Source organism: Shewanella sp. POL2 (assembly GCF_000282755.1).
GTDB lineage: Bacteria > Pseudomonadota > Gammaproteobacteria > Enterobacterales > Shewanellaceae > Shewanella > Shewanella xiamenensis.
The window spans coordinates 17,826-37,064 of record NZ_AKZL01000046.1 but is presented as its reverse complement, the minus strand read 5'-3'; the positions used below and the strand labels follow the sequence as shown (position 1 = coordinate 37,064).

18 protein-coding genes are annotated in these 19,239 nt (G+C 48.9%); 11 read left to right on the top strand and 7 right to left on the bottom strand.

Translation table 11 applies throughout. The features are described from left to right. From SHEWPOL2_RS13410 to SHEWPOL2_RS13400, 3 genes are all read left to right on the top strand, one after another. Positions 1-261: phosphatase PAP2 family protein (locus tag SHEWPOL2_RS13410; protein WP_037428993.1), on the top strand; the 261-nt coding region annotated here is incomplete at its 5' end. Positions 262-333: 72 nt separating this feature from the next. Beyond that, positions 334-1,374, top strand: coding sequence for an MJ1255/VC2487 family glycosyltransferase (locus tag SHEWPOL2_RS13405; RefSeq protein WP_037428987.1), 1,041 nt, complete (start codon positions 334-336; stop codon positions 1,372-1,374). Between the two features lie 140 nt (positions 1,375-1,514). After that, complete coding sequence (locus tag SHEWPOL2_RS13400) at positions 1,515-2,957, top strand: hypothetical protein (protein WP_037428985.1); 1,443 nt, start codon at positions 1,515-1,517, stop codon at positions 2,955-2,957. Between the two features lie 63 nt (positions 2,958-3,020). On the opposite strand, the gene SHEWPOL2_RS13395 is transcribed toward SHEWPOL2_RS13400, so the two are convergent. From SHEWPOL2_RS13395 to SHEWPOL2_RS13380, 4 genes are all read right to left on the bottom strand, one after another. Further along, positions 3,021-3,632 (bottom strand): DedA family protein, encoded by a 612-nt coding sequence (locus tag SHEWPOL2_RS13395; protein ID WP_037428983.1) that lies wholly within the window; start codon positions 3,630-3,632, stop codon positions 3,021-3,023. Between the two features lie 168 nt (positions 3,633-3,800). Next, the gene (locus tag SHEWPOL2_RS13390; RefSeq protein WP_037428981.1) at positions 3,801-4,721 is read right to left on the bottom strand and encodes a manganese-dependent inorganic pyrophosphatase; all 921 of its coding nucleotides are present in this window, start codon (positions 4,719-4,721) and stop codon (positions 3,801-3,803) included. A gap of 130 nt (positions 4,722-4,851) precedes the next feature. Beyond that, on the bottom strand, positions 4,852-5,313 hold the full coding sequence (locus SHEWPOL2_RS13385) for a YhcH/YjgK/YiaL family protein (protein WP_011624946.1): 462 nt from the start codon (positions 5,311-5,313) through the stop codon (positions 4,852-4,854). 126 nt (positions 5,314-5,439) lie between these two features. Then, positions 5,440-7,833 carry a TonB-dependent receptor gene (locus SHEWPOL2_RS13380; RefSeq protein WP_037428980.1) on the bottom strand — a complete coding sequence of 798 codons (2,394 nt, stop codon included), beginning with the start codon at positions 7,831-7,833 and terminating at the stop codon, positions 5,440-5,442. A 306-nt stretch (positions 7,834-8,139) separates the two neighbouring features. Here SHEWPOL2_RS13380 and SHEWPOL2_RS13375 point away from each other — a divergent pair, with 306 nt between their 5' ends. From SHEWPOL2_RS13375 to SHEWPOL2_RS13360, 4 genes are all read left to right on the top strand, one after another. Continuing rightward, positions 8,140-9,195 (top strand): hypothetical protein, encoded by a 1,056-nt coding sequence (locus SHEWPOL2_RS13375; RefSeq protein WP_037428977.1) that lies wholly within the window; start codon positions 8,140-8,142, stop codon positions 9,193-9,195. A 139-nt stretch (positions 9,196-9,334) separates the two neighbouring features. Then, complete coding sequence (locus tag SHEWPOL2_RS13370) at positions 9,335-9,910, top strand: LON peptidase substrate-binding domain-containing protein (RefSeq protein ID WP_037428976.1); 576 nt, start codon at positions 9,335-9,337, stop codon at positions 9,908-9,910. A 52-nt stretch (positions 9,911-9,962) separates the two neighbouring features. Beyond that, a complete protein-coding gene (locus SHEWPOL2_RS13365; protein WP_037428975.1) occupies positions 9,963-10,880 on the top strand; it encodes a pseudouridine synthase in 918 nt (305 codons plus the stop codon). A 147-nt stretch (positions 10,881-11,027) separates the two neighbouring features. Then, a complete protein-coding gene (locus tag SHEWPOL2_RS13360; RefSeq protein WP_037422696.1) occupies positions 11,028-11,384 on the top strand; it encodes a hypothetical protein in 357 nt (118 codons plus the stop codon). Between the two features lies 1 nt (position 11,385). On the opposite strand, the gene SHEWPOL2_RS13355 is transcribed toward SHEWPOL2_RS13360, so the two are convergent. Beyond that, positions 11,386-13,233, bottom strand: coding sequence for an alkaline phosphatase D family protein (locus SHEWPOL2_RS13355; protein ID WP_050991364.1), 1,848 nt, complete (start codon positions 13,231-13,233; stop codon positions 11,386-11,388). A 180-nt stretch (positions 13,234-13,413) separates the two neighbouring features. Here SHEWPOL2_RS13355 and SHEWPOL2_RS13350 point away from each other — a divergent pair, with 180 nt between their 5' ends. From SHEWPOL2_RS13350 to SHEWPOL2_RS13335, 4 genes are read left to right on the top strand one after another with little or no spacing between them, the layout of a single operon-like run. Continuing rightward, positions 13,414-14,334, top strand: a complete 921-nt coding sequence (locus tag SHEWPOL2_RS13350) for an SDR family oxidoreductase (protein WP_037428973.1) — start codon at positions 13,414-13,416, stop codon at positions 14,332-14,334. Between the two features lie 2 nt (positions 14,335-14,336). Next, positions 14,337-15,620 carry a HAMP domain-containing sensor histidine kinase gene (locus SHEWPOL2_RS13345; RefSeq protein WP_037428971.1) on the top strand — a complete coding sequence of 428 codons (1,284 nt, stop codon included), beginning with the start codon at positions 14,337-14,339 and terminating at the stop codon, positions 15,618-15,620. Then, positions 15,617-16,162: a response regulator gene (locus SHEWPOL2_RS13340; RefSeq protein ID WP_037428969.1), complete on the top strand. Its 546-nt coding sequence runs from the start codon at positions 15,617-15,619 to the stop codon at positions 16,160-16,162. The genes SHEWPOL2_RS13345 and SHEWPOL2_RS13340 overlap by 4 nt, the downstream gene beginning before the upstream one ends. A gap of 36 nt (positions 16,163-16,198) precedes the next feature. After that, complete coding sequence (locus SHEWPOL2_RS13335) at positions 16,199-16,675, top strand: hypothetical protein (RefSeq protein ID WP_037428966.1); 477 nt, start codon at positions 16,199-16,201, stop codon at positions 16,673-16,675. A 44-nt stretch (positions 16,676-16,719) separates the two neighbouring features. Here SHEWPOL2_RS13335 and SHEWPOL2_RS13330 read toward each other — a convergent pair whose 3' ends face one another. Then, positions 16,720-17,430: an SDR family oxidoreductase gene (locus SHEWPOL2_RS13330; RefSeq protein WP_037428963.1), complete on the bottom strand. Its 711-nt coding sequence runs from the start codon at positions 17,428-17,430 to the stop codon at positions 16,720-16,722. 25 nt (positions 17,431-17,455) lie between these two features. Further along, positions 17,456-19,033, bottom strand: a complete 1,578-nt coding sequence (locus SHEWPOL2_RS13325) for a cryptochrome/photolyase family protein (protein WP_037428959.1) — start codon at positions 19,031-19,033, stop codon at positions 17,456-17,458. Between the last annotated feature and the right edge of the window lie 206 nt (positions 19,034-19,239).

The following is a 19,239-nucleotide window of genomic DNA, read 5'->3' as shown; positions in this document are numbered from 1 at the left end:
CCCCTGTGTGCCTTGGTTGGGTTTGAAAGCGGCTTTGAACCCTCAGATCGTTTTAGCCTACCTTCGGGACACACGGCAGCCGCTTTTGTGATGGCCACAAGTGTGGCGCAGGTGTATCCCGTGGCTGCGCCTTTTGCTTACGTATGGGCGCTCTGTATTGGTGCCTCACGTATTGCGCTTGGGGTGCATTACCCCTCAGATATTGTCGCCGGTGTTCTGTTAGGTACGGGGGCTGTTTTGCTTGTGCATCCCGTGATTTAACACAATCAGGCACTCATTCGTTGGATACCTCCTTGATTCACTACTATTTCATTCACAGTTAAAGGATAAGCAATGCGAATACTCTACGGAGTTCAAGGCACAGGGAATGGTCATTTAAGTCGTGCTCGAGTGATGGCAAAGGCCTTAGTTGAGCACAATATTCAAGTCGACTTTTTGTTTTCGGGGCGCAAGCCTGAAGATTTTTTCGATATGGAGTGTTTTGGGGAGTATCGCGTACAGGCGGGAATGACCTTTGCGACCCACTCAGGGCGAGTCAATATCACGCAAACGGTGAAGCAGAATTGTTCCTTATCGTTGCTTAAGGATATTCAAGCGCTGGATCTGAGTTGCTATGACCTCGTTCTAAATGATTTTGAACCCGTATCCGCATGGGCGGCGAGGCGCCAGGGAGTCCCCTCGATTGGGATAAGCCACCAAGTTGCATTGACTCATCCTGTGCCTAAATTGGGAAGCACTTGGTTGAATGAGTTACTACTCAACTACTTTGCACCGGTGGATGTGGCTTTAGGATGCCATTGGCATCATTTTGGTTTTCCGATCTTGCCTCCCTTTGTCGAAGTGGATGTCAGCCCTATTGAACATACCCATCAAATATTGGTGTATTTACCCTTCGAAGAGGCGGATGTGATTGCCGACTTTTTTAAGCCTTTTACGGATTATCAGTTTTTGGTGTATCACGCCAAGCAGCCTACCAAACGCATTGCCGATCATATTCAATGGCATGGGTTTAATCGTGATGGATTTAAACAGCACTTAGCGACTTGCGGCGGTGTGATTGGTAATGCCGGATTTGAGCTGGCGAGTGAGGCGCTGACCTTAGGTAAAAAGTTGTTGGTCAAGCCGCTGATTGGTCAATTCGAGCAGCTATCGAATGTGGCAGCGCTACAATTATTGGGCGCGGGTGACAGTATGATGAGCTTAGATATCAGCGCGGTTAAGCGTTGGCTTAAGGCCGCATCGCCAAATCCCATTGCCTATCCGCAAGTCGGTGATGCTTTAGTTAAATGGATAGGGAGTGGTCAGTGGCAGAATACTACACCATTGTGCGCCGATCTTTGGAGCCAAGTGAAATTGCCAGACACATGGCGCTAAGATTGATGTGAGCACTGTGATAAAAGGTTATTTCCGCTCTAGCTGGGAATCTGGGGTTAGCGTATAATTTGGCCAATTTGCTGTTAGCCCCAGCAGCGTGTCTTTATTGGCCTAGTCTGGCCACAATTTAGTTGTCATAAATGAGCCTTAAGAAGTTTACTCAGTACAAGTTACTGTTTTTAATGTTGTTGTCCCTCGGTATTTTGCTTCCTTTTATTCCCGACCAAGCCTACCACATGCCCGGCCCTGATACAGCCAAGCAAAATCTGCATGTGATTGAATTTAACGATCAAGGCCAGCCCCACAATGATGGACAATGGCAAGCGCTTAAGGCGCGGATTTTACAACCCAATAATGGCACTGCGCCTGAGTTGCTGATTTTTGTCCATGGCTGGCACCATAGTGCCAATCCCAAGGATGAAAACTTTGTCGCTTTCGAGCAGTTTTATCAGCAAATGGCGGCCTCTGATTCTCAACGAAACTTGCTCGGCTTATACATCGGCTGGCGGGGAGATAAGTACGATCCTTTCTGGCTCGATGGTTCGGATGATGCTACTAGTTGGATTGAACCATTGGATTTCCCGACTATTTTGCAGCGTAAAGCCGTAGCAAAACGCATAGGGCAAACGGGTTTATCGCAGTTACTGGATAAATTGGATGGATTGGTCGCTGAGCATCAGTTACTGCGTTATACCGTTATCGGTCATAGTCTTGGTGGCTTAGTCGTGTTGCACGCCAGCAAAGATAGAATTAAGGCGGCTATCGATACTGAGCAAGATAACCCGAATCTATTCTTACTGTTAAACCCAGCAGCGCCAGCGCAGGATTTTAAGCCGCTCGATACTTTGATGAGCTTAGATAGGCAAAAACCGAGTATGGTGGTGTTGCAATCTAAGGGCGATTTTGCGGTAAAAGAGGCGTTTAATTACATAAAAGATGGCGAACGGGCACTGGGTAACTCTTGGGCTATAACCCATGATATCGATAAATGTTCAGGCGGTAACTGTGCTACGCCGATGAAAATGCCTTCAGCATTAATGGCTCACGATCAGCTTCCCGGTTGTATGATGACGTTGCCGCATTCGGGCTGGAAAATTCGAGCCCGCTTACAGGCAAGGCGCAGTGTGCAGACCTGTCCCGATGCCAATATGCAGGCGGTTTGGGTGCTCGCTGTGTCCGATGAAATTGTCTCTGGGCATAATGGGATCTTAACGTCGGATCACGCTAAGGCGCTGTCCGAGGTGATGGGTATGATTGATTTATATCGAAATCAATTGCCTAAACATGCGGTTGAAAGCCCAGCGAATGAAGATTTAGCCACCCTTGCGCCAGAGCCTGAAGCCACAAATACAACCAGTGGCCAAACGAGTACTCCAGACGAGCCTGTGGTTATTGTTGAACCTGTTGCTGAAGCTGAAAACCCATCACAGCAACCAGAGCCTCCAGTACCGATTAAGACAGAATCAACCTTGGAATTGCCACCGCGGGAAGGTGTAAAGGAAGAATCGCCACAGGCTAATCCAGCGAATGAGCATCAACCGCTAGAGGAAACGCCACCTCGACCTAAAGTTGAGAATGAGTAACTCATTACTACAATTGGGTTACCACAATCTCGGCGGTAAAATGAGCATATGGAAGTGCGCACTTTATTGATTTTTCATTTGCCATTTACGCCAACTTAGCAGCAGTAACGAGATTAGCAACAGACTAACGATCGCCCATGTAGGGTATTTATGTTGATGATAAAACGCGAGTATTGGGGCGATTTCATCGCGGATTAACACTGGCCCTAGACCAAAAAGAGTCACCCAAATGCTGGTGGCGAGTAGGTTTCCCATCACGAATTGCTTAAAGGGCATTTTGGCTAGCCCGCAGCCTATAAACATAAACTGCTTAAGCCCTTCGACAAAGCGGCTGAGTACTAAGGCGGCAATGCCATACTGGCCAATCACACTGTGGATCTTGTCCTCAAGCTGCGGCTTTATCCAACCTTTTCGCAGCAATACCTCACCGAAGCGGCGACCGATAAAGTAGCCCAAACTGTTGCCACTCAGGGCGGCGATGCAGGCAACGATGAGGACTAATGACAGCGACATTTGCCCCGTTGCAGCGAGTAAACTGGCGACAATCAGTAATGATTGTCCCGGTGCAGGAATCCCAAATCCCTCGACGGCAATGGCCACAAAGAGCAGCAGATAACCGTATTGCTGCAACCAAGGTGTCATTTCGGTGATAAGGTGTTGTAAGGCTTCTGGCATGATTAAAACAGAGTGCGAGAATGAATCATCCCATCTTACTCGGCGCAGCCAAATTTAGGATAGCTTTATGAGCAAAGTTTCATGCCGATTTTAAGGAGTGGAACATTTTTAAGGCACAAAAAAGCCGAACTGAGTTCGGCTTTTTATGCATGACAACTGAATGGGCGCTTAAGCGAAAGCGGCCTGCAGTTGTGGCACAACTTGCTTCTTACGGCTTAATACGCCGTCTAACCACACTTTGCCATCGACTGGGGTTTTACCGTAGGCACGGTTAACCAGATCGGCATCGTCAGAAACCACTAACAGCTCTGAGCCTTCCTTCATAATGTCAGTCAGCAGTAACAGTACGCTGTGACGGTTGCCTTCAACTTTCAGTGCTTTGATATCGGCTTCCAGCTCGGCTTTGATTGCATCAAATACTGACAGATCAATTACTTCTAATTGGCCGATACCGACTAAGTTACCGTTCATGTTGAAGTCTTTAAAGTCGCGCATCACGAGGTCGCGTGCCGGCGTGCCTTCAACGGCAGACTTCACTTTGAACATTTCCATGCCCAGTGCTTTAAAGTCTTCGATGCCTGCGATTTCGGCTAAGGCTTCAACGCAGCGAATATCAGCTGTGGTGCAAGTCGGTGATTTGAAGATCACTGTGTCGCTCAGAATAGCGCACATCATAATGCCAGCGATGTTCTTAGGGATGGCGACTTGATGGAAGTCGTACATCATCTTAATGACCGTATTGCTGCAACCAACAGGGCGGATCCAACACTCTAATGGCGTATCAGTGGTCAGATCGCCTAGTTTGTGGTGATCCACAATCCCCACGATAGTCGCTTTGGCGATATCGTCTGGTGCTTGAGTCAGTTCAGAGTGGTCAACAATGTAGACCTGCTCGCCAGCATAGCTGGTTTTGTATTCTGGCGCTTCAAAGCCAAAACGCTCCAGAATAAAAGCGGTTTCGGGTGATAACTCACCTAAACGTGCGGCAACGGCTTCTTCACCGATTTGGTTTTTTAGATAAGCTAACGCGATAGCACCACAGATTGAATCAGAATCGGGGATTTTGTGACCGACAACGTACATAGGCATTTCAGGGACTCTCCTTTAAATTTGTGGCAATTTTAACAATATTTCGTCGGATTCGGAAATAGCCAAAGCGCATATCGCTGCACCTTAAGCGGCTATTTCTGTCAAAACTTAGGCATTGTTGACTCAGATTTTAGATTTTCACTTTTATCACGACTTTACGCACCGCTGTCGGTGTATCACTCGTGCCGGGCATATGCATGTCGCCAGGGAAAAAGAGCGCAAACATCCCTGCCTTTAGTTGAATGTAGGAGGCGTTGGCTTTATTCGACTCGTAATCAAACTCGGCGTAATCGTGCTTTTCGAAATAAGGTTTTGAGGGTGTCTGGTCGGCCAATGGCAGATAACCAAACTCTTCTTCGCCGCTGACCACATACTGTACATCGATGTATTTTTGGTGTACTTCAAAGGGTTCCGTCGATTGTGGCTTGGTGTGGTAATCGTTGACGATCACGAAAATATCCTCGCCATCGAGGGGATAATTGCCAACGGGCAGTTGGCTAAAGTCTGTGCTGGCAAGATGTGCTAATGCCGTGGCAATGCGTGGGCTGAGTGATTGATAAATATGGCGATTAGCTAAGGTATCGACAATCATGGGGTACTCGATATGGCGTAAGTAAATGAGTGAATTGTAAAGATTATAATCAGTTCACCGCCGTTAGAACATAAGCGATAGACATAAAAAACAGGCCATAAATGGCCTGTTTTGATGGTTTGCGGCTTAGTAAGTGTACTTAGCCTCGAGGAAGTAGTAACCCCCATTAAATCCAAACGGCGTGTTGGTTAATGGATAGACGAAAATACCATTGAAGTTATTGTCATCTGGGCGTTTTTCAGGATACACATCAAACAAGTTTTGTACGCCAGCGGTGAAGCTTAAAGCATCGGTTGCGGCGTAGCGTACGGATAAATCCATCACCCATTGGTCGCTGTAATTCACATCACCCGTTGAGTAACCCACAGTGTAATCACCGAAATAGCTGAGGCGAATGTTAGTCTTAAAGTCACCTAATTCATGGGTCAGACCTAGGTTACCCGTATTGTGCGGCGTGGCAGAGGTCATGCGGGTTTGTTCGATATTATCGAAGAGTTTAGGGCCGAGTCCGTCCAAAATCTCAGGGAAATGAATATCTTGGATTTCAGTCTTATTGTAGGCATAGGCTAAGTTCGCCCGTAAATCGCCCCAAGAGCCGATATCAAAATCTTGGCTCACTACTAGATCAACGCCGCGAGTACGGGTATCGACGGCGTTAATAAAGAAACGTGCCGATTCCGCATTGGTATTGGCCAGCGCTGCGGCAACTGCGGGTGAGTCGTTTGGCGTCACTGAGCTTGAGAGGATAATCCTGTCATCGATTGAAATCTGATAGGCATCCAAGGTCAACGCTAAACCCGTATCATTGGTGTAGACCAAACCTAAGCTGAAGGATTGCGACAGCTCTGGGGCGAGCTCGTTAATGCCAAGGGCCTTAGTGACTGGCGATAAGGTGTTGAAGGTGCCTGATTCGATAGGCACTAACTGGCCCGCAGTCGGATCAGGATTGAACAGGGTCGAGATATTGCTGAAGTACAGCTGTTGTACGCTCGGCGCTCTAAAGCCTGTGTTTACTGTGCCGCGCAGCGCTAAATGGTCAGTGAAGTCGTAACGACCCGCGAGCTTCCAACTGGTGTTGCCACCAAAGTCAGAATAGTTTTCGTAACGTAGCGCTGCCGCCCAATAAAACTCAGTGGTTAATTGGTTTTCAAGCTCGACATAAACACCGGTATTGTCGCGAGTTTCATCGACTTCTGATTCAGGCGTAAAGCCAGTGAAGCCTTGGCTACCCGCTGCTCGGTTATCATAACCGCCATTGATGTAAGACCCCGGTTCGCCCGCCTCAATCTGATAACCGTTTTGGCGCCAAGAGACACCCGTCGCCACTAAAATCTCTGAGTCATTGGCGAAGTTATAGTAGCGCGAGGCATCGATGTTTAGGTTTGCTTCGCTGGTGGACAGGGTTCCAGCATCGAATTCCGTCGGGCTGTCTGGGCCGAGTGATGCGTTTAGGGTGTTTACAATGTTGTATTCGAACGAGTTTCCGCCATAGCCCGCAGAAGTGTCGATATTCCATTCACTGAGGGTGAACTCATAGCCTAAGACTAATGATGAGTCGATGATCTTAGGATTTATCTGCGGTAAAAAGCCGTCGGGATACAGCTCTGTCAAGTTACGGCCATCGAGCGCGCGGCGATAAAATGCGCCGGATTTGGTTTCACGTTGGCTAATGCCACCAAAGGCATAGAGTTTGCTGTCGTTTGAGAAAGGCTGCGCCGCGTTGATAAATAAGCCTAAGTTATCGTATTCGGCGTCGCCCACTTGGTGGCTCTTGCGGTTGAAAGTCGCTTCGCGTGGATCAGCAGAACCATCTGGCAGTTTAGGGTATTGTTGGCGAGGGTCTAAGCCTGCGCGGTTGGTGCTGTCTTTATGGTGGGCTTCGACGCCAATATTCACAAAACCGTCGTTGTTAAAACTCATCCCGTGGTTCACACCTACGCGCCATTGTTCACCGTCACCCAGATAGGTTTGGCCCGCTTGAGCCGAGACGCTACCGCCTTGGTCGTTGTCTTTTAAGACTACGTTGATAACACCAGCAATCGCATCTGAGCCGTATTGCGCCGAGGCGCCATCACGCAGAATTTCAATGCGTTTAATGGATGTCATCGGGATTGCGTTCAAATCAACGTTAGATGAACCCTTGCCGACAGTGCCACTTAAATGCACTAGCGCCGAACCATGGCGGCGTTTACCGTTTACCAGTACTAGCGTGTGGTCTGGCGACAGGCCGCGTAAGCTGGCAGGACGCACCGCATCTGAGCCATCGGTCACCGATGAGAAGGGGAAACTGTAACTTGGCGCGGCAAATTGCAGCGCCTTAGCGGTTTCGGTCATACCAGTGGATTCGAGTTGCTCCGCGGTAATGATATCGACGGGGGCAACGCTGTCGGTTGCGGTGCGCAGGGCGATCCGCGAGCCGACGACTTCAATTTTCTCAACGTTGCTGGCCTGTTCTTCTGCGTGTACGACAGGAAAAACCAAAGTTGAAGATACTGCTAATGCGATAACGGCTGGACGCATAAAACCTCTCAATGTGGATTAACCTTAAGCTGGAACGAAAACATTGAACCAACGAAAGTAACAATTCGATAGGGCGAAGGTTATCACTGTAACAATTGTTACATCTAGACAGAAAAGAACTAACTCAGAGCTTACTGTTCTAGATAATCATTTAAAGCTAGTCGAATATGTCGCCACAGCTCATATGATTGGCTAAGTGAATAAAATCATCTAGATCCATTAGGTTTGCTGAAGGTTTATCGCGCTTGGCGGCTGTGTTTTAATGGCGGAAAGCCTCAGGTTTGAGGCACTTTAAGGAGTTAAGTTTTGCCCGCATTACGCTTTCTTGCAGGTCCTACGGCCTTTAACATTATCAGGGAGCAAGGTCTGCATCCCGATGCTTTTACACAACTATTGGCGGCATCCGGTGGACCCAAATGGTTAGGGATTGCGGGTCTTGATAAGTATCTTTTTGCTGAATTTTTTAAAGATAGACAAACGCCGCTATACACCTTAGGGGCATCCTCTGGCGCCTGGCGTTTAGCCTGTTTGGCGCAGCAGGATCCACTACAAGCCTACGCACGTTTAGAGGATTACTACATTGGCCAGCGGTATGAAACCATACCGACGCCGCATGAGGTGAGCGAGCAGGTAAAGGGCATAGTCCAAGGTATTCTTGGCGAGACGGGTGGGCGCGAGATAGTCAATCATCCCTTTATTCATAGTCACTTAATTGCCTGCCGCGCTAAACACATCAATCGTCTTAGCCATAAATTGCCATTAGCGGCTGGGCTAGCGATGGCGGCTGCGACCAACCTCATTAGCCGCAAAACCTTGGGCTGGCATTTCGAGCGGGTGGTGTTTAGCCAGCAAGTGGCAGCATCACCTTTTAAGCAACTTGACGATTTACCCAGCCAGCAGGCGAGGCTCACCGAGGCCAATATGGATGCTGTGATGTTGGCAACGGGTTCTATTCCATTAGTGCTTGCGTCAGTCTCACGGATTGATGGCGCGCCCGCGGGGCAATACTATGATGGCGGCATCACCGACTACCACTTCGATTTGCCCTTATCCCATGCCACAGGTTTAACCTTGTATCCGCATTTTTATCCCCATATGAGCCCCGGATGGTTTGATAAATCCTTAACCTGGCGCCGTGCACGCACCAATTACGATAACGCTTTGGTATTGGCGCCTTCGGCGGAGTTTGTGGCTTCGTTACCTTTTAGTAAGGTGCCCGACCGTGAAGACTTTAAGCAATTGGATACGTCGCAGCGGATGCAGTATTGGCGCCGCTCTGTTGCCTTTAGCGAACGCCTAGCCGATGAATTTGCCGAGGTGTACGAAAAAGGAAATATTGCCGAACACTTAGCACCGCTGTAAGGAAAGAGCGGCAAGCAAGCCTAAATTCTTTTTTGCTGTCAGCGACTTTAGGAAGGAAATTATTTCTCCTGCTACACTCTAAATTAATAAGGAGTGGCTAATTTTTGTTCGCTCCGATGTCAGTGGGCAGGAGGTTGCTATGCAAACACGAGAAATGGCGTTAATTATGCGCGATGCCTTGTTGCTGCCACAGGGAAGGATTGAAGTCCGCGTGGTCGAACCGGGTCAATTACGTATGGTCGCGGATGTCTTGAAAGGCAAATATCATTTAGCCTTTGCGGCGATGAAACCCAGTGGTACTCCTCCCTGTTATCCCACAGCCACTCAGTGCGACATCATCGATTTCAACCAACTGGAAGATGAGTCCCTCAGCATAGTGTTAGAGGGGCGCCAAAGGGTTAGCATTCTCTCAGCGGCGCAAGCAAAAGATAAGCTGTGGATGTCCCGCACTTTGCCTTGCCAAAATTGGCAAGAAGAGCCGATAAAAGGGGAGTTCGAACTGATCAGTGCTGCCCTTGAACAATTCTATGAGGTGAACCCTGACTTACTGGAGTTGTATTCCCAAGTGCATTTAGAGGATGCGGCTTGGGTGAGCCAACGTTGGTTAGAAGTGCTGCCCATGTATAACCGCGATAAGCTGGTGCTGGTGAATCAACCCGATTGCCACAAAACCATGGATTTTGTATTACAACTTATCAAGTCCCATGTGGACTGAAAAACCACACCAAGGCTAAAATAGCGGCTCATTATCGCCGCTAGTTGTTTCTATGACTCAAACCGCCCGTGCCGCCCAACCTTCTTTTGTGGTTCTCCCCCTAGAAGTGGTTGATAAACCAACCGTATTTTCTTTTTTGATCGAGCATTATGCCCATATTGGCGAAGCAGTTTGGCGTCAGCGCATCCTCGATGGCAAAGTGCATTGGCAAGACGGCAGCTTAATTGGATTAGATACCGCCTATCGCCCGACGGCGAGGGCATATTACTACCGTGAAGTCCCAGTGGAAGCGAAAGTCCCCTTCGAGTCGCCGATTTTGTTTCAAGATGACAACCTCATCTTGGCCTACAAACCGCATTTTTTACCCGTCACCCCCAGCGGCGATTATGTCAATGAGTGCCTAGTGCACCGTTTACGCTTAAGCACTGGGATAGACACTATCGCTCCAGCCCATAGGTTAGACCGGGAAACCGCTGGCGTAATCCTGATGACGACTCGCCCAGAGACGCGGCATATTTATCATCAGCTATTTATCGATGATGCGATCCGTAAAGATTATCAAGCGATTGCCAAACTCACTCCTGGACTTTTGGCACAATATGCCAGTGGCGAATTAACTTTGCCAAAGCATTGGACGGTCAAAAATCGCATGCAACGCAGCGAACCCAGTTTTACCATGAAAATAGTTGAAGGCATGGCAAATACTCACTCGGAGATAAGCTTGGTTGCGATTAAAGGCGAGTTTGGTTTATTTCATTTAAGCCCTATTACCGGTAAAACTCACCAATTGCGGGTGCATATGCAAAGTCTTGGTATGCCATTATTAAATGATCGCTTTTATCCGACATTATTACCTAAAGGGCCGGATGATTTTACCAAGCCACTACAACTCTTAGCGCAGCGATTACGTTTTGTCGATCCAATCAGTGGTCGCACGCACGATATTCAATGTGATGGATTAACGCTTTAGTCAGCGGAAAGCATTATTGCCACAATGAAAAAAGTGGGCTAGTGCAATATGATTGTGTGGTTTTCTCAGCGATGATAAGAATACAGACGGAATTACGCTCGCTAGCAGTAAGGAGTCTTGTATTGGTTGTTTGAGGGAAGTAATAGCATGACCAAATCTGCAATCATTTCAATTTTGCTCTGTCTCGCAGTGCTTTTAGGCGCCATGTATGTTGGTAACTGGACGAAACATCCTTATGTTCATGAGTTGACAACAGAGATCCGTAAAGCGAGTGCGGTAATCGAACCCAAAAAGCCAAGTGCAGAGATCATGCAGGAGGATGAGAGTAAAGCCGAATCGTCATCCTCACCAAAGGTCATTTGGGATCAGATGTTAGATAATACCTCGCCGCTAAAGCGTCCCGAGTCACAGCTATTTAATCAGAGCTTACCCAAGCAAGAAGATAGCGCGGTAACGCCAGCTAATTCGGCCGTGGTTGAAAAGCGTGTTGAACCGTTGCAATAAGCTATTCTTGCCTCGGTGGTTCGAACCGAGTTTCGCTCATATCCCCATGTAATACGGCAATTTTAGTGGGCTCGCCATTATCCGCTAATACCAAAATGCCGATGCCGCTGCGGTTGACTAAACGCTTGCTCCGTTCGCCATTTGGCCGTCTGCCCCGTAATGACATTCGCTTTCGCTTGGTAAATAGGTTCAATGGTGAGAAGTGGCCGTAAAGCCAACCATTGAGCTTGTCGAAAAGTGGCAGCAGTTTTTCGGGGAACTGGTTTTTAATCCCGCTACAGGTAATTTGGTAAATCTTTGGGCTGCTACGGCGAAAGCGAATGCTGATGTCATAGGCAAAGGAATAGTGCACATCCCCCGAGAGGATCACAAATTGCTCTGGGGTCTTGCGGTGCATAAAGATGCTTAGCAAAGCATTGGCTGCGCCCGGATGCGCCATCCAGTTTTCCGCATCGACCAGCAGCGAAGCGCCCATAAAAGTGGCGATGCGTTGCACTGCCTCAATCACTTTGACCCCAAACATCGGCGCGGGCGAGACGATAATGACCTTAGATTGACCAAGTAGCGCCTGTTGTAAATCCATTAAGGCTTCCCAATCCATTAGGCCTGAGGGTTTGGCGAGATTAGATTCACTGCGCCAGCGGCGGGTGCGGGTATCTAACACAACCAGCTTAGGCGAAGTGTCTAAGGTGTAATGCCATTGCTCGAATTTGAGTAATAGATCGATTAATTCATCTTGGGTTTCTGGCGCTGGGCGGGCGAAAAAACCATCTAACAACGGTCGAACCTCTGCATCAAACTGGCTCGGTGCGTTACCTAAACCTTGGAATAAGGTATAGGCAATCAAGGCATTACCAATAATTCGCTTCGAAAAGGCATGGCCGTAGGCCGCCTGCTCCCACTTGGCGGTGAGGTTCCAATCGTCGGTGATGTCATGGTCATCAAACATCATATACACGGGAATATGCGCCATCAGGCGCCTAACCTGAGTGAGTCCCGCTTTAAAGGCCAGTAAGTTTTGCCATTCTTTTTGCCACCGCAGCTTGTTGGCGGCAGAGAGACCGTCGACATCCTTGGGTAAATCAACCAACTCCCATAGTTCGGGCGACCAAGTGAGTAGGTATAGGGCGATCATTTCACTCAGGCTAACTAAATGGTTTTCTGCGATGGATGAGGTAAATATCGGATGGTTGACATACCAGCGCCAAAGCGCAGTTTTGGCGGGATATTCGGTACGTGGCAGCAGCGTTTTATGGCGTAAGTACAAGCTATCGGCTTGATAACGGATTGCCTCGCTTCCCGCAATAGTGGCGCCGTGAAAGGCTTCATGGTGCAGGCCGAGTTTTTCGATCACCTGACCAATGGCGCATAACATGGGGCCAGCCACATCATCCACATAAACTTGATCGCCACTGAGCATTAACAGGGCTGGGCGCTGCTGCGAATCCTTATCGATAAGTGTTGCTAGCTTAGTATCGGCGGCGACTAAGGCATCCTCGCTATGGTGGTGGGGGTTGCGGCATGAGCCATGCCATACCTGTTTGAGTTCGGTGCAAAAGTAAACCTGGGGTGAGTCGGCACCGCTATAGTGCAATCCATTGACACCATTGAAAATATCGCCAATCCCCTTAGCCGAAACGCGGTATGGAATAGCCGTTTCAGGCGTAAGCAGTGTAGGTCGCGACACACTAATCAAATACTGAAAGGCGTGCTTGCCGAGTGGGATGCAATGCACTTCTTCCTCTGTTAACCCATAGCTTTGCTCCCCTAAGGCCAGTTGTAATTCAGTCAATGGCTCGCGGCTCACAAACCAGAGGGTAAAGTGCGAGGCATCGCAGTGGCGCAGCATCGGGCCTGCGAGGATAAGGGGAAGTGCTTGAGTCAAATTCAGCCTTTTGTTGTTAATCAGGTCGAGTGGGATAAACCCAAATCAGCTTAAGTACGGGCAAATAAGAGTAAACAAGTGCGTTGAATATGAAAAGCTTTTAGAATTATCCGCCAAATGGGTGGCTAAGTATCGCGGGGCAATATGGCAAATATTATGGTGACGGGCGCAACCGGATTACTCGGCAGGGCGGTCGTTAAACAGTTAACTGCCGCAGGGCATCGGGTGATTGCCACCGGCTTTAGCCGCGCCGAGGCGAATATCCATCGGCTCGATTTAACCCAAGCTATTACAGTAGAAGCCTTTATTGCCCAAGAACGGCCAGAGGTTATCGTGCACTGCGCCGCAGAGCGTCGCCCCGATGTGTCCGAGCGCTCGCCTGAGCAGGCTTTGACGCTTAATCTTAGCGCCAGCCAAACCCTCGCAAAGGCCGCTAAACAGCATGGAGCTTGGCTGCTGTATATCTCAACCGACTATGTGTTTGATGGCACAACGCCGCCCTATGCCGAAGATGCCGCGCCCAATCCGGTTAACTTTTATGGTGAGTCTAAATTACAGGGCGAAACCTGTGTGCTGAATACCGACAGCCGTTTTGCGGTATTACGTTTACCGATCCTCTACGGCGAAGTGACTCAACTGAGCGAATCTGCGGTATTAGTGTTAATCAATCAATTGTTAGATAGCAGGCCGCAGCGGGTCGATGCTTGGGCCATTCGCTCGCCCACCTCGACGGCGGATATTGCTGGCGCCATCGCTAAGCTGATCAAGCGGCAATTACATGCTGCCGATGTGTCAGGGATTTATCATTTTAGTGCGCCGCAAACCATGACTAAGTACCAAATGCTACTGGGCTTAGGTGAGTTATTGGCAATTGATACTGCGCATTTAACTCCAGAAATGACACCGATGGATAGCGCTAAAAGGCCGCAGAACTGCACCTTAAGTTGCGGGCGTTTAGCGGCGCTGGGCATTTATTCTGAGTTGGAATTTAGCGCAGGGCTTAATCAGGCGCTCGCTCAATCCAGTGCAGCACTTGCGGCTGCTGGCCTTAAGCTTAAGGAATAATGATGGTTAAAATTTTAGGAGCGAATCTGCAAGCGGCCGACCAAGTCGCGCTGCTGCGCACCTTAGGTTTATTGCTGCAAATTGGTTTGACGTTGTTTGCCGCCGATACCTTTGGCCTGAGTTTGCAAATGGAGCCGCTCATGCACGTGTTTGTGCTGGAGGTGCTCTATCTTTCGCTCACATTAGCATTACGTAAACCCTTGTTTGCGAAAGAGCGCGGCCTGTTTATTGCCCTGAGTCTGGATACGTTGTTTTGGATTTCTTGGCTGTATTTTTCGGGCGGGGCGACCAATGCGTTTATTTCGCTATTATTGTTACCTATCGCCTTGGCTGCGGTCACATTGCCTATTTGGGCGCCTTGGAGCTTGACCGCGATATCAACGCTTGCCTATAGCCTGATGATTTTTACCGTGCCAGAGTCGCAGATGCAGCACCATGGCATGGATATGAGTTCCCACTATTTAGGCATGTGGTTTAACTTTGTGATTTCAGCCTTAGTGCTGACCACCAGTGTGGCACTGATCGCCAAACGGATGCGCCGTCAGGATGCGCAGCTTGCCTATATGCGCGAAGGACAACTGCGGCAGGAGCAGTTAGTGGCGCTCGGTACTGTGTCGGCGCAAATGGCCCATCAATTAGCTACACCACTCTCAACACTGCATTTATTGCTCGATGAGTTAAGGGAAGAAACCCCTGAACCCTCAATAACCTTAGTTGAAATGGAAACCGCACTGGGGCGTTGTGAGCACACCTTGGCGGAGCTGCGATTGGCGACCGAGTCGATTCGTGACCGTCGTCAGCGGCCTCAAAATATCACTGAGCTGGTGGCTGGATTAAAACAGAAAACCCAGTTATTGATGCCGCAAACAGAACTCAATTGGTTGATAACCTGTGAGCCTAAGCTGCTAGAAGAAAAGCAGATCTTAACCGATATGAGCTTAACCCCCGCGATTATGGCCTTGATTGAAAATGCCGCCCGCGCCAGTGTCGAAACCATAGGTACTTCGCAGGTGGATATTAGCGTCGATTGTTCGCCAAGCGAGGGGCAGGCTTATTTGCAGATCCGTGATTATGGCGCGGGTATCGCCCCTTCATTATTGCCACAATTAGGCACCTTATTAATCGAAAGCCCTAAAGGCTTAGGCGTGGCCTTGTTACTGAGCCATGCTAGCTTGGAGCGTTTAGGGGCGGAGCTTATTCTGGCAAATCATCCCCAAGGCGGCACAGTGGCGCAAATTCGTTTTACACTCTTGGCGCCTAAAGTACCAACTGGAGAAACAGTATGAAACGGCTATTGATTATTGAAGATGATCAAGCGCTTGCAGGTATTTTAGCGCGGCGTTTGACCCGCCATGGGTTTGAATGTCGTTTAAGTCACGATGCCAGTAGTGCCCTGCTGGTGGCGCGGGAGTGTTGCCCAACCCATATCCTGCTGGATATGAAATTGGCCGAGGCCAACGGCCTGAGTTTAATTGTGCCGCTGCGTAATTTGTTACCCAAAGTGGTGATGGTGCTACTGACGGGCTACGCCAGCATTGCTACCGCGGTGGAGGCGATTCGTCTTGGTGCCGATAACTATCTGGCTAAACCCGTCGATACCCAAACCCTGCTAGCTGCCTTTGAGCTGGATGCTTACCCTAATACCTTGCAAGAAGATGATGTTGACGACTCACCGCTTAATCCTAAACGGCTGGAGTGGGAACATATTCAGCAGGTGCTCAATGCTAATCAGGGCAATGTGTCGGCTACCGCTCGGCAACTGGGTATGCACCGCCGTACCTTGCAGCGTAAGTTATTAAAGAAACCGGTGAGTGAAACGGGCCGCTAAAGTAAACGAGTATTCGCTCAAGGAAGGAGGCGTGGAATGCGTGAGTATGATGGTGTTGAGGTGCGTTATCGCAGGCCCGATGCTGATTTAGCTAAAAGCTTACAAGTGGTTGAAAATCTATTGGGCTTTGCCCCGGAGCCGCAGCAGTTAGACTTTGATTTATCCTTTTGGGCGGGCGGTGCTGGGGTGCTTGATAAACTGGCGATCTCCTGCAATATCACGCCCGAGCAGTGGCAAACTCTCAAGCAAAAGCTGGACTTATATTCCCCCGAAGAGATGGTTGCGAGGGATGATTGCCGCGAAGACTTTATCTGGTTAGTTGCCGACGATGAGGAGTGCTGTGATATTTTGGCGACTTCAGCGCAGTTTATTAACGACAATAAAGCTGCCTTCCAAGAAACTTGCCTTGAATCCCATGCCATTTATTTCAGCTATATGAGCGATGTGAACGGCTGGACCGCCGTATGGGAGCTAGGTGGCCGCATCAATTATGCCTACTTTTGCCAGGGTTAAGAGGTGCCAAGGTTTATCTGTATCAGTGCTAAACGCTTGTGTCGCTACCAAGGCAGTTCTACCCCATCGTAGGCCAAAAATTGCCCTGTTTGAGTTGGGGTGGCATTGGTAATAATGCCCACTAAACACTGGGCTACGTACTCTGGTGTAAACAATTTATCTTTGGGCACACTCTGCTGAAAAGGTTTGGATAGTGGCGTATCTGTGGTGCCGGGATGCAGTGACAGCACCACGCAGTGTTTGATGCTTCTTTGCCATTCAATCGATAGCGTTTTAAGGAACATATTCAGCGCCGCTTTCGAGGCGCGATAACTGTACCAGCCACCCAAGCGGTTATCGCTTATGCTGCCGACTTTGGCCGAAATCACCGCAAATCTTGCTGAGTTACTTTGTTTTAAGGCATGGTAGAAGTGTTTTGCCAGCAGCATGCTGGGAAGGGTGTTTAGCTTGATATTATCCAGGAAAAAGTCCCCATCGAGGGTCTGTAAGCTTTTTTCTGGCCCCTTATCCTCGGTGTGCAGCATGCCAATACAGTTAATCAGCCAATCTAACTGGGGGATATTTTGACTCAGTTGCTTAATTTCCTCCTCAAGAGTGATATCCAACTGATGCCAGATAACGCCATCGTCTCGCCCAGTATCGGGCCGATGATGTTTATAGGTCGCATGAATATTGGCCTCGGGATAGGTTTCGCCAAGCTTATTGACCATCGCTTGACCTATACCACCGCTACCGCCCAGTACTAGAATATGCATGGCTTTTCTCCTCAATACTCAGTCGTTATAGCCATTCAAGTTGCGCTAGATGCTGTTCCGCAGTGGCCAGAATTGCCTGTTTAACCGACTCCTCAGTGTTATCCCAAGTGCGGTATAGCATGGCGATGCGTGGATTATGGGTGAGCTGTGCGCGGTGTTTATCCATAAAGCGCCAATACAGGCTGTTCAATGGGCAGGCTGATTCGCCGCTACGTTCTTTTATCTTGTAATGACAACTGCCGCAGTAATCACTCATTTTATTGATATAACTGCCGCTGGCGGCGTAAGGTTTAGTACCAACGATGCCGCCATCGGCGAATAGCGCCATGCCACGAGTGTTGGGCATTTCGACCCATTCAATCGCATCCACATACACGCCTAAGTACCATTTATCCACTTCATCGGGGGCTATTTCGGTCAATAAACAGAAGTTGCCAATCACCATTAAGCGTTGAATATGATGGGCATAGGCATAATCCAGTGACTGAGATAAGGCGTGGTGCAGGCAATTCATTCGAGTCTTGCCATGCCAAAAGTAGTCGGGCAGCTTGCGCGTGGCCTCGAGGGCATTAATGCTGGCGTAGTTGGGCATATTGGCCCAATAGATACCGCGTACATATTCACGCCAGCCGAGGATTTGCCGAACAAAACCTTCGACCTGAGCTATCTCAATAAAAGGGTTGGCATGATAGTGCTCAATCACCGCATTGATCACTTCTAATGGGCTGATTAATTTGGCGTTTAGGCTAAAGGACAGCCGACTATGGTACAGGCTCCACTGCGCCGGATGTTGCTGGGTCATCGCATCTTGAAAGCGGCCAAAGGCGGGCAGGCAATACTCACAAAAATGTTTTAGTAATTCGAGGCTTTGCGCGCGGTTTATCGGCCAGAGTAAATGCGTATCCGCCTTGCCCATAGTATTAATCCCATGGCGTTGAAGACGCTCGAGAATGTCTTGCACATTGTGGCCAAACATCAAGGGTGTTGGGAGCGATTTGATATCTTGGGATTTAAGCTTTTGCCTGTTGTTGGCATCAAAGTTCCATTGTCCGCCTACGGGCCTGCCATCTGTCATTAAGATATTGAATCTTTTGCGCATTCGCCGATAAAAATGCTCCATCAGTCTATGCTGTCCTTGGGGGAATTCCCTATCAATCTCGGCAAAGGGCAATAAAAAGTGCTCGGTATCGACGCAATTCACCACGGCATTGGCCAACTTCAACTGGCTTAATTGCACAAGGAGTCGATATTCGTCAGGCCGTTGATATTCAAACTTAATCGCCCCCGTTTCGGCGACATAGTGTTGGAGTAGGGCATTAAGATCGGCAAAGTCTTGGGTATCGTCGAGGGAGAGGTAATGCACTTGATGCCCCGCAGCGCCAAGCTCGCTGGCAAACTGCGCCATGGCACTAAAGAACGCGCAGACCTTTTGCACATGGTGCGTCACATAAGTGTTTTCTTGATGCAATTCTGCGATTAAATACAGCACCTTAGGGTCGACTTGCTGATACCAAGTATGCTGGGCGTTAAGCTGATCGCCTAAAATCAGCCTAACCGTATGGAAGTGCTGTAATTGCTGCTGTGATTTCTGCCGTAATTGCATTAGGTGGACTCTGGTGGATGACTGTCGCGGTTACACATTTCGCGATGGGATATTGCTGAACATTACGGATTGCAGCACTGTGAGGATCACAAGGCGGGGTATTTGTCGGGATTCCGACAAGGAGGTTTATCTAAACTTGGTTTGATAGCTTTTAAAGCAAATCAAAGTCGTGGGGCTTCACCCCATGATTTTTTAATAAAGATTCC

Coding starts and splice junctions, on each gene's coding strand:
- SHEWPOL2_RS13370 (WP_037428976.1), top strand. CDS start 9,335: ATGCAAACACGAGAAATGGCGTTAATTATGCGCGATGCCTTGTTGCTG.
- SHEWPOL2_RS13340 (WP_037428969.1), top strand. CDS start 15,617: ATGAAACGGCTATTGATTATTGAAGATGATCAAGCGCTTGCAGGTATT.
- SHEWPOL2_RS13350 (WP_037428973.1), top strand. CDS start 13,414: ATGGCAAATATTATGGTGACGGGCGCAACCGGATTACTCGGCAGGGCG.
- SHEWPOL2_RS13395 (WP_037428983.1), bottom strand. CDS start 3,632: ATGCCAGAAGCCTTACAACACCTTATCACCGAAATGACACCTTGGTTG.
- SHEWPOL2_RS13330 (WP_037428963.1), bottom strand. CDS start 17,430: ATGCATATTCTAGTACTGGGCGGTAGCGGTGGTATAGGTCAAGCGATG.
- SHEWPOL2_RS13400 (WP_037428985.1), top strand. CDS start 1,515: ATGAGCCTTAAGAAGTTTACTCAGTACAAGTTACTGTTTTTAATGTTG.
- SHEWPOL2_RS13380 (WP_037428980.1), bottom strand. CDS start 7,833: ATGCGTCCAGCCGTTATCGCATTAGCAGTATCTTCAACTTTGGTTTTT.
- SHEWPOL2_RS13335 (WP_037428966.1), top strand. CDS start 16,199: ATGCGTGAGTATGATGGTGTTGAGGTGCGTTATCGCAGGCCCGATGCT.
- SHEWPOL2_RS13360 (WP_037422696.1), top strand. CDS start 11,028: ATGACCAAATCTGCAATCATTTCAATTTTGCTCTGTCTCGCAGTGCTT.
- SHEWPOL2_RS13405 (WP_037428987.1), top strand. CDS start 334: ATGCGAATACTCTACGGAGTTCAAGGCACAGGGAATGGTCATTTAAGT.
- SHEWPOL2_RS13345 (WP_037428971.1), top strand. CDS start 14,337: ATGGTTAAAATTTTAGGAGCGAATCTGCAAGCGGCCGACCAAGTCGCG.
- SHEWPOL2_RS13390 (WP_037428981.1), bottom strand. CDS start 4,721: ATGCCTATGTACGTTGTCGGTCACAAAATCCCCGATTCTGATTCAATC.
- SHEWPOL2_RS13325 (WP_037428959.1), bottom strand. CDS start 19,033: ATGCAATTACGGCAGAAATCACAGCAGCAATTACAGCACTTCCATACG.
- SHEWPOL2_RS13355 (WP_050991364.1), bottom strand. CDS start 13,233: ATGCTGCGCCACTGCGATGCCTCGCACTTTACCCTCTGGTTTGTGAGC.
- SHEWPOL2_RS13385 (WP_011624946.1), bottom strand. CDS start 5,313: ATGATTGTCGATACCTTAGCTAATCGCCATATTTATCAATCACTCAGC.
- SHEWPOL2_RS13365 (WP_037428975.1), top strand. CDS start 9,963: ATGACTCAAACCGCCCGTGCCGCCCAACCTTCTTTTGTGGTTCTCCCC.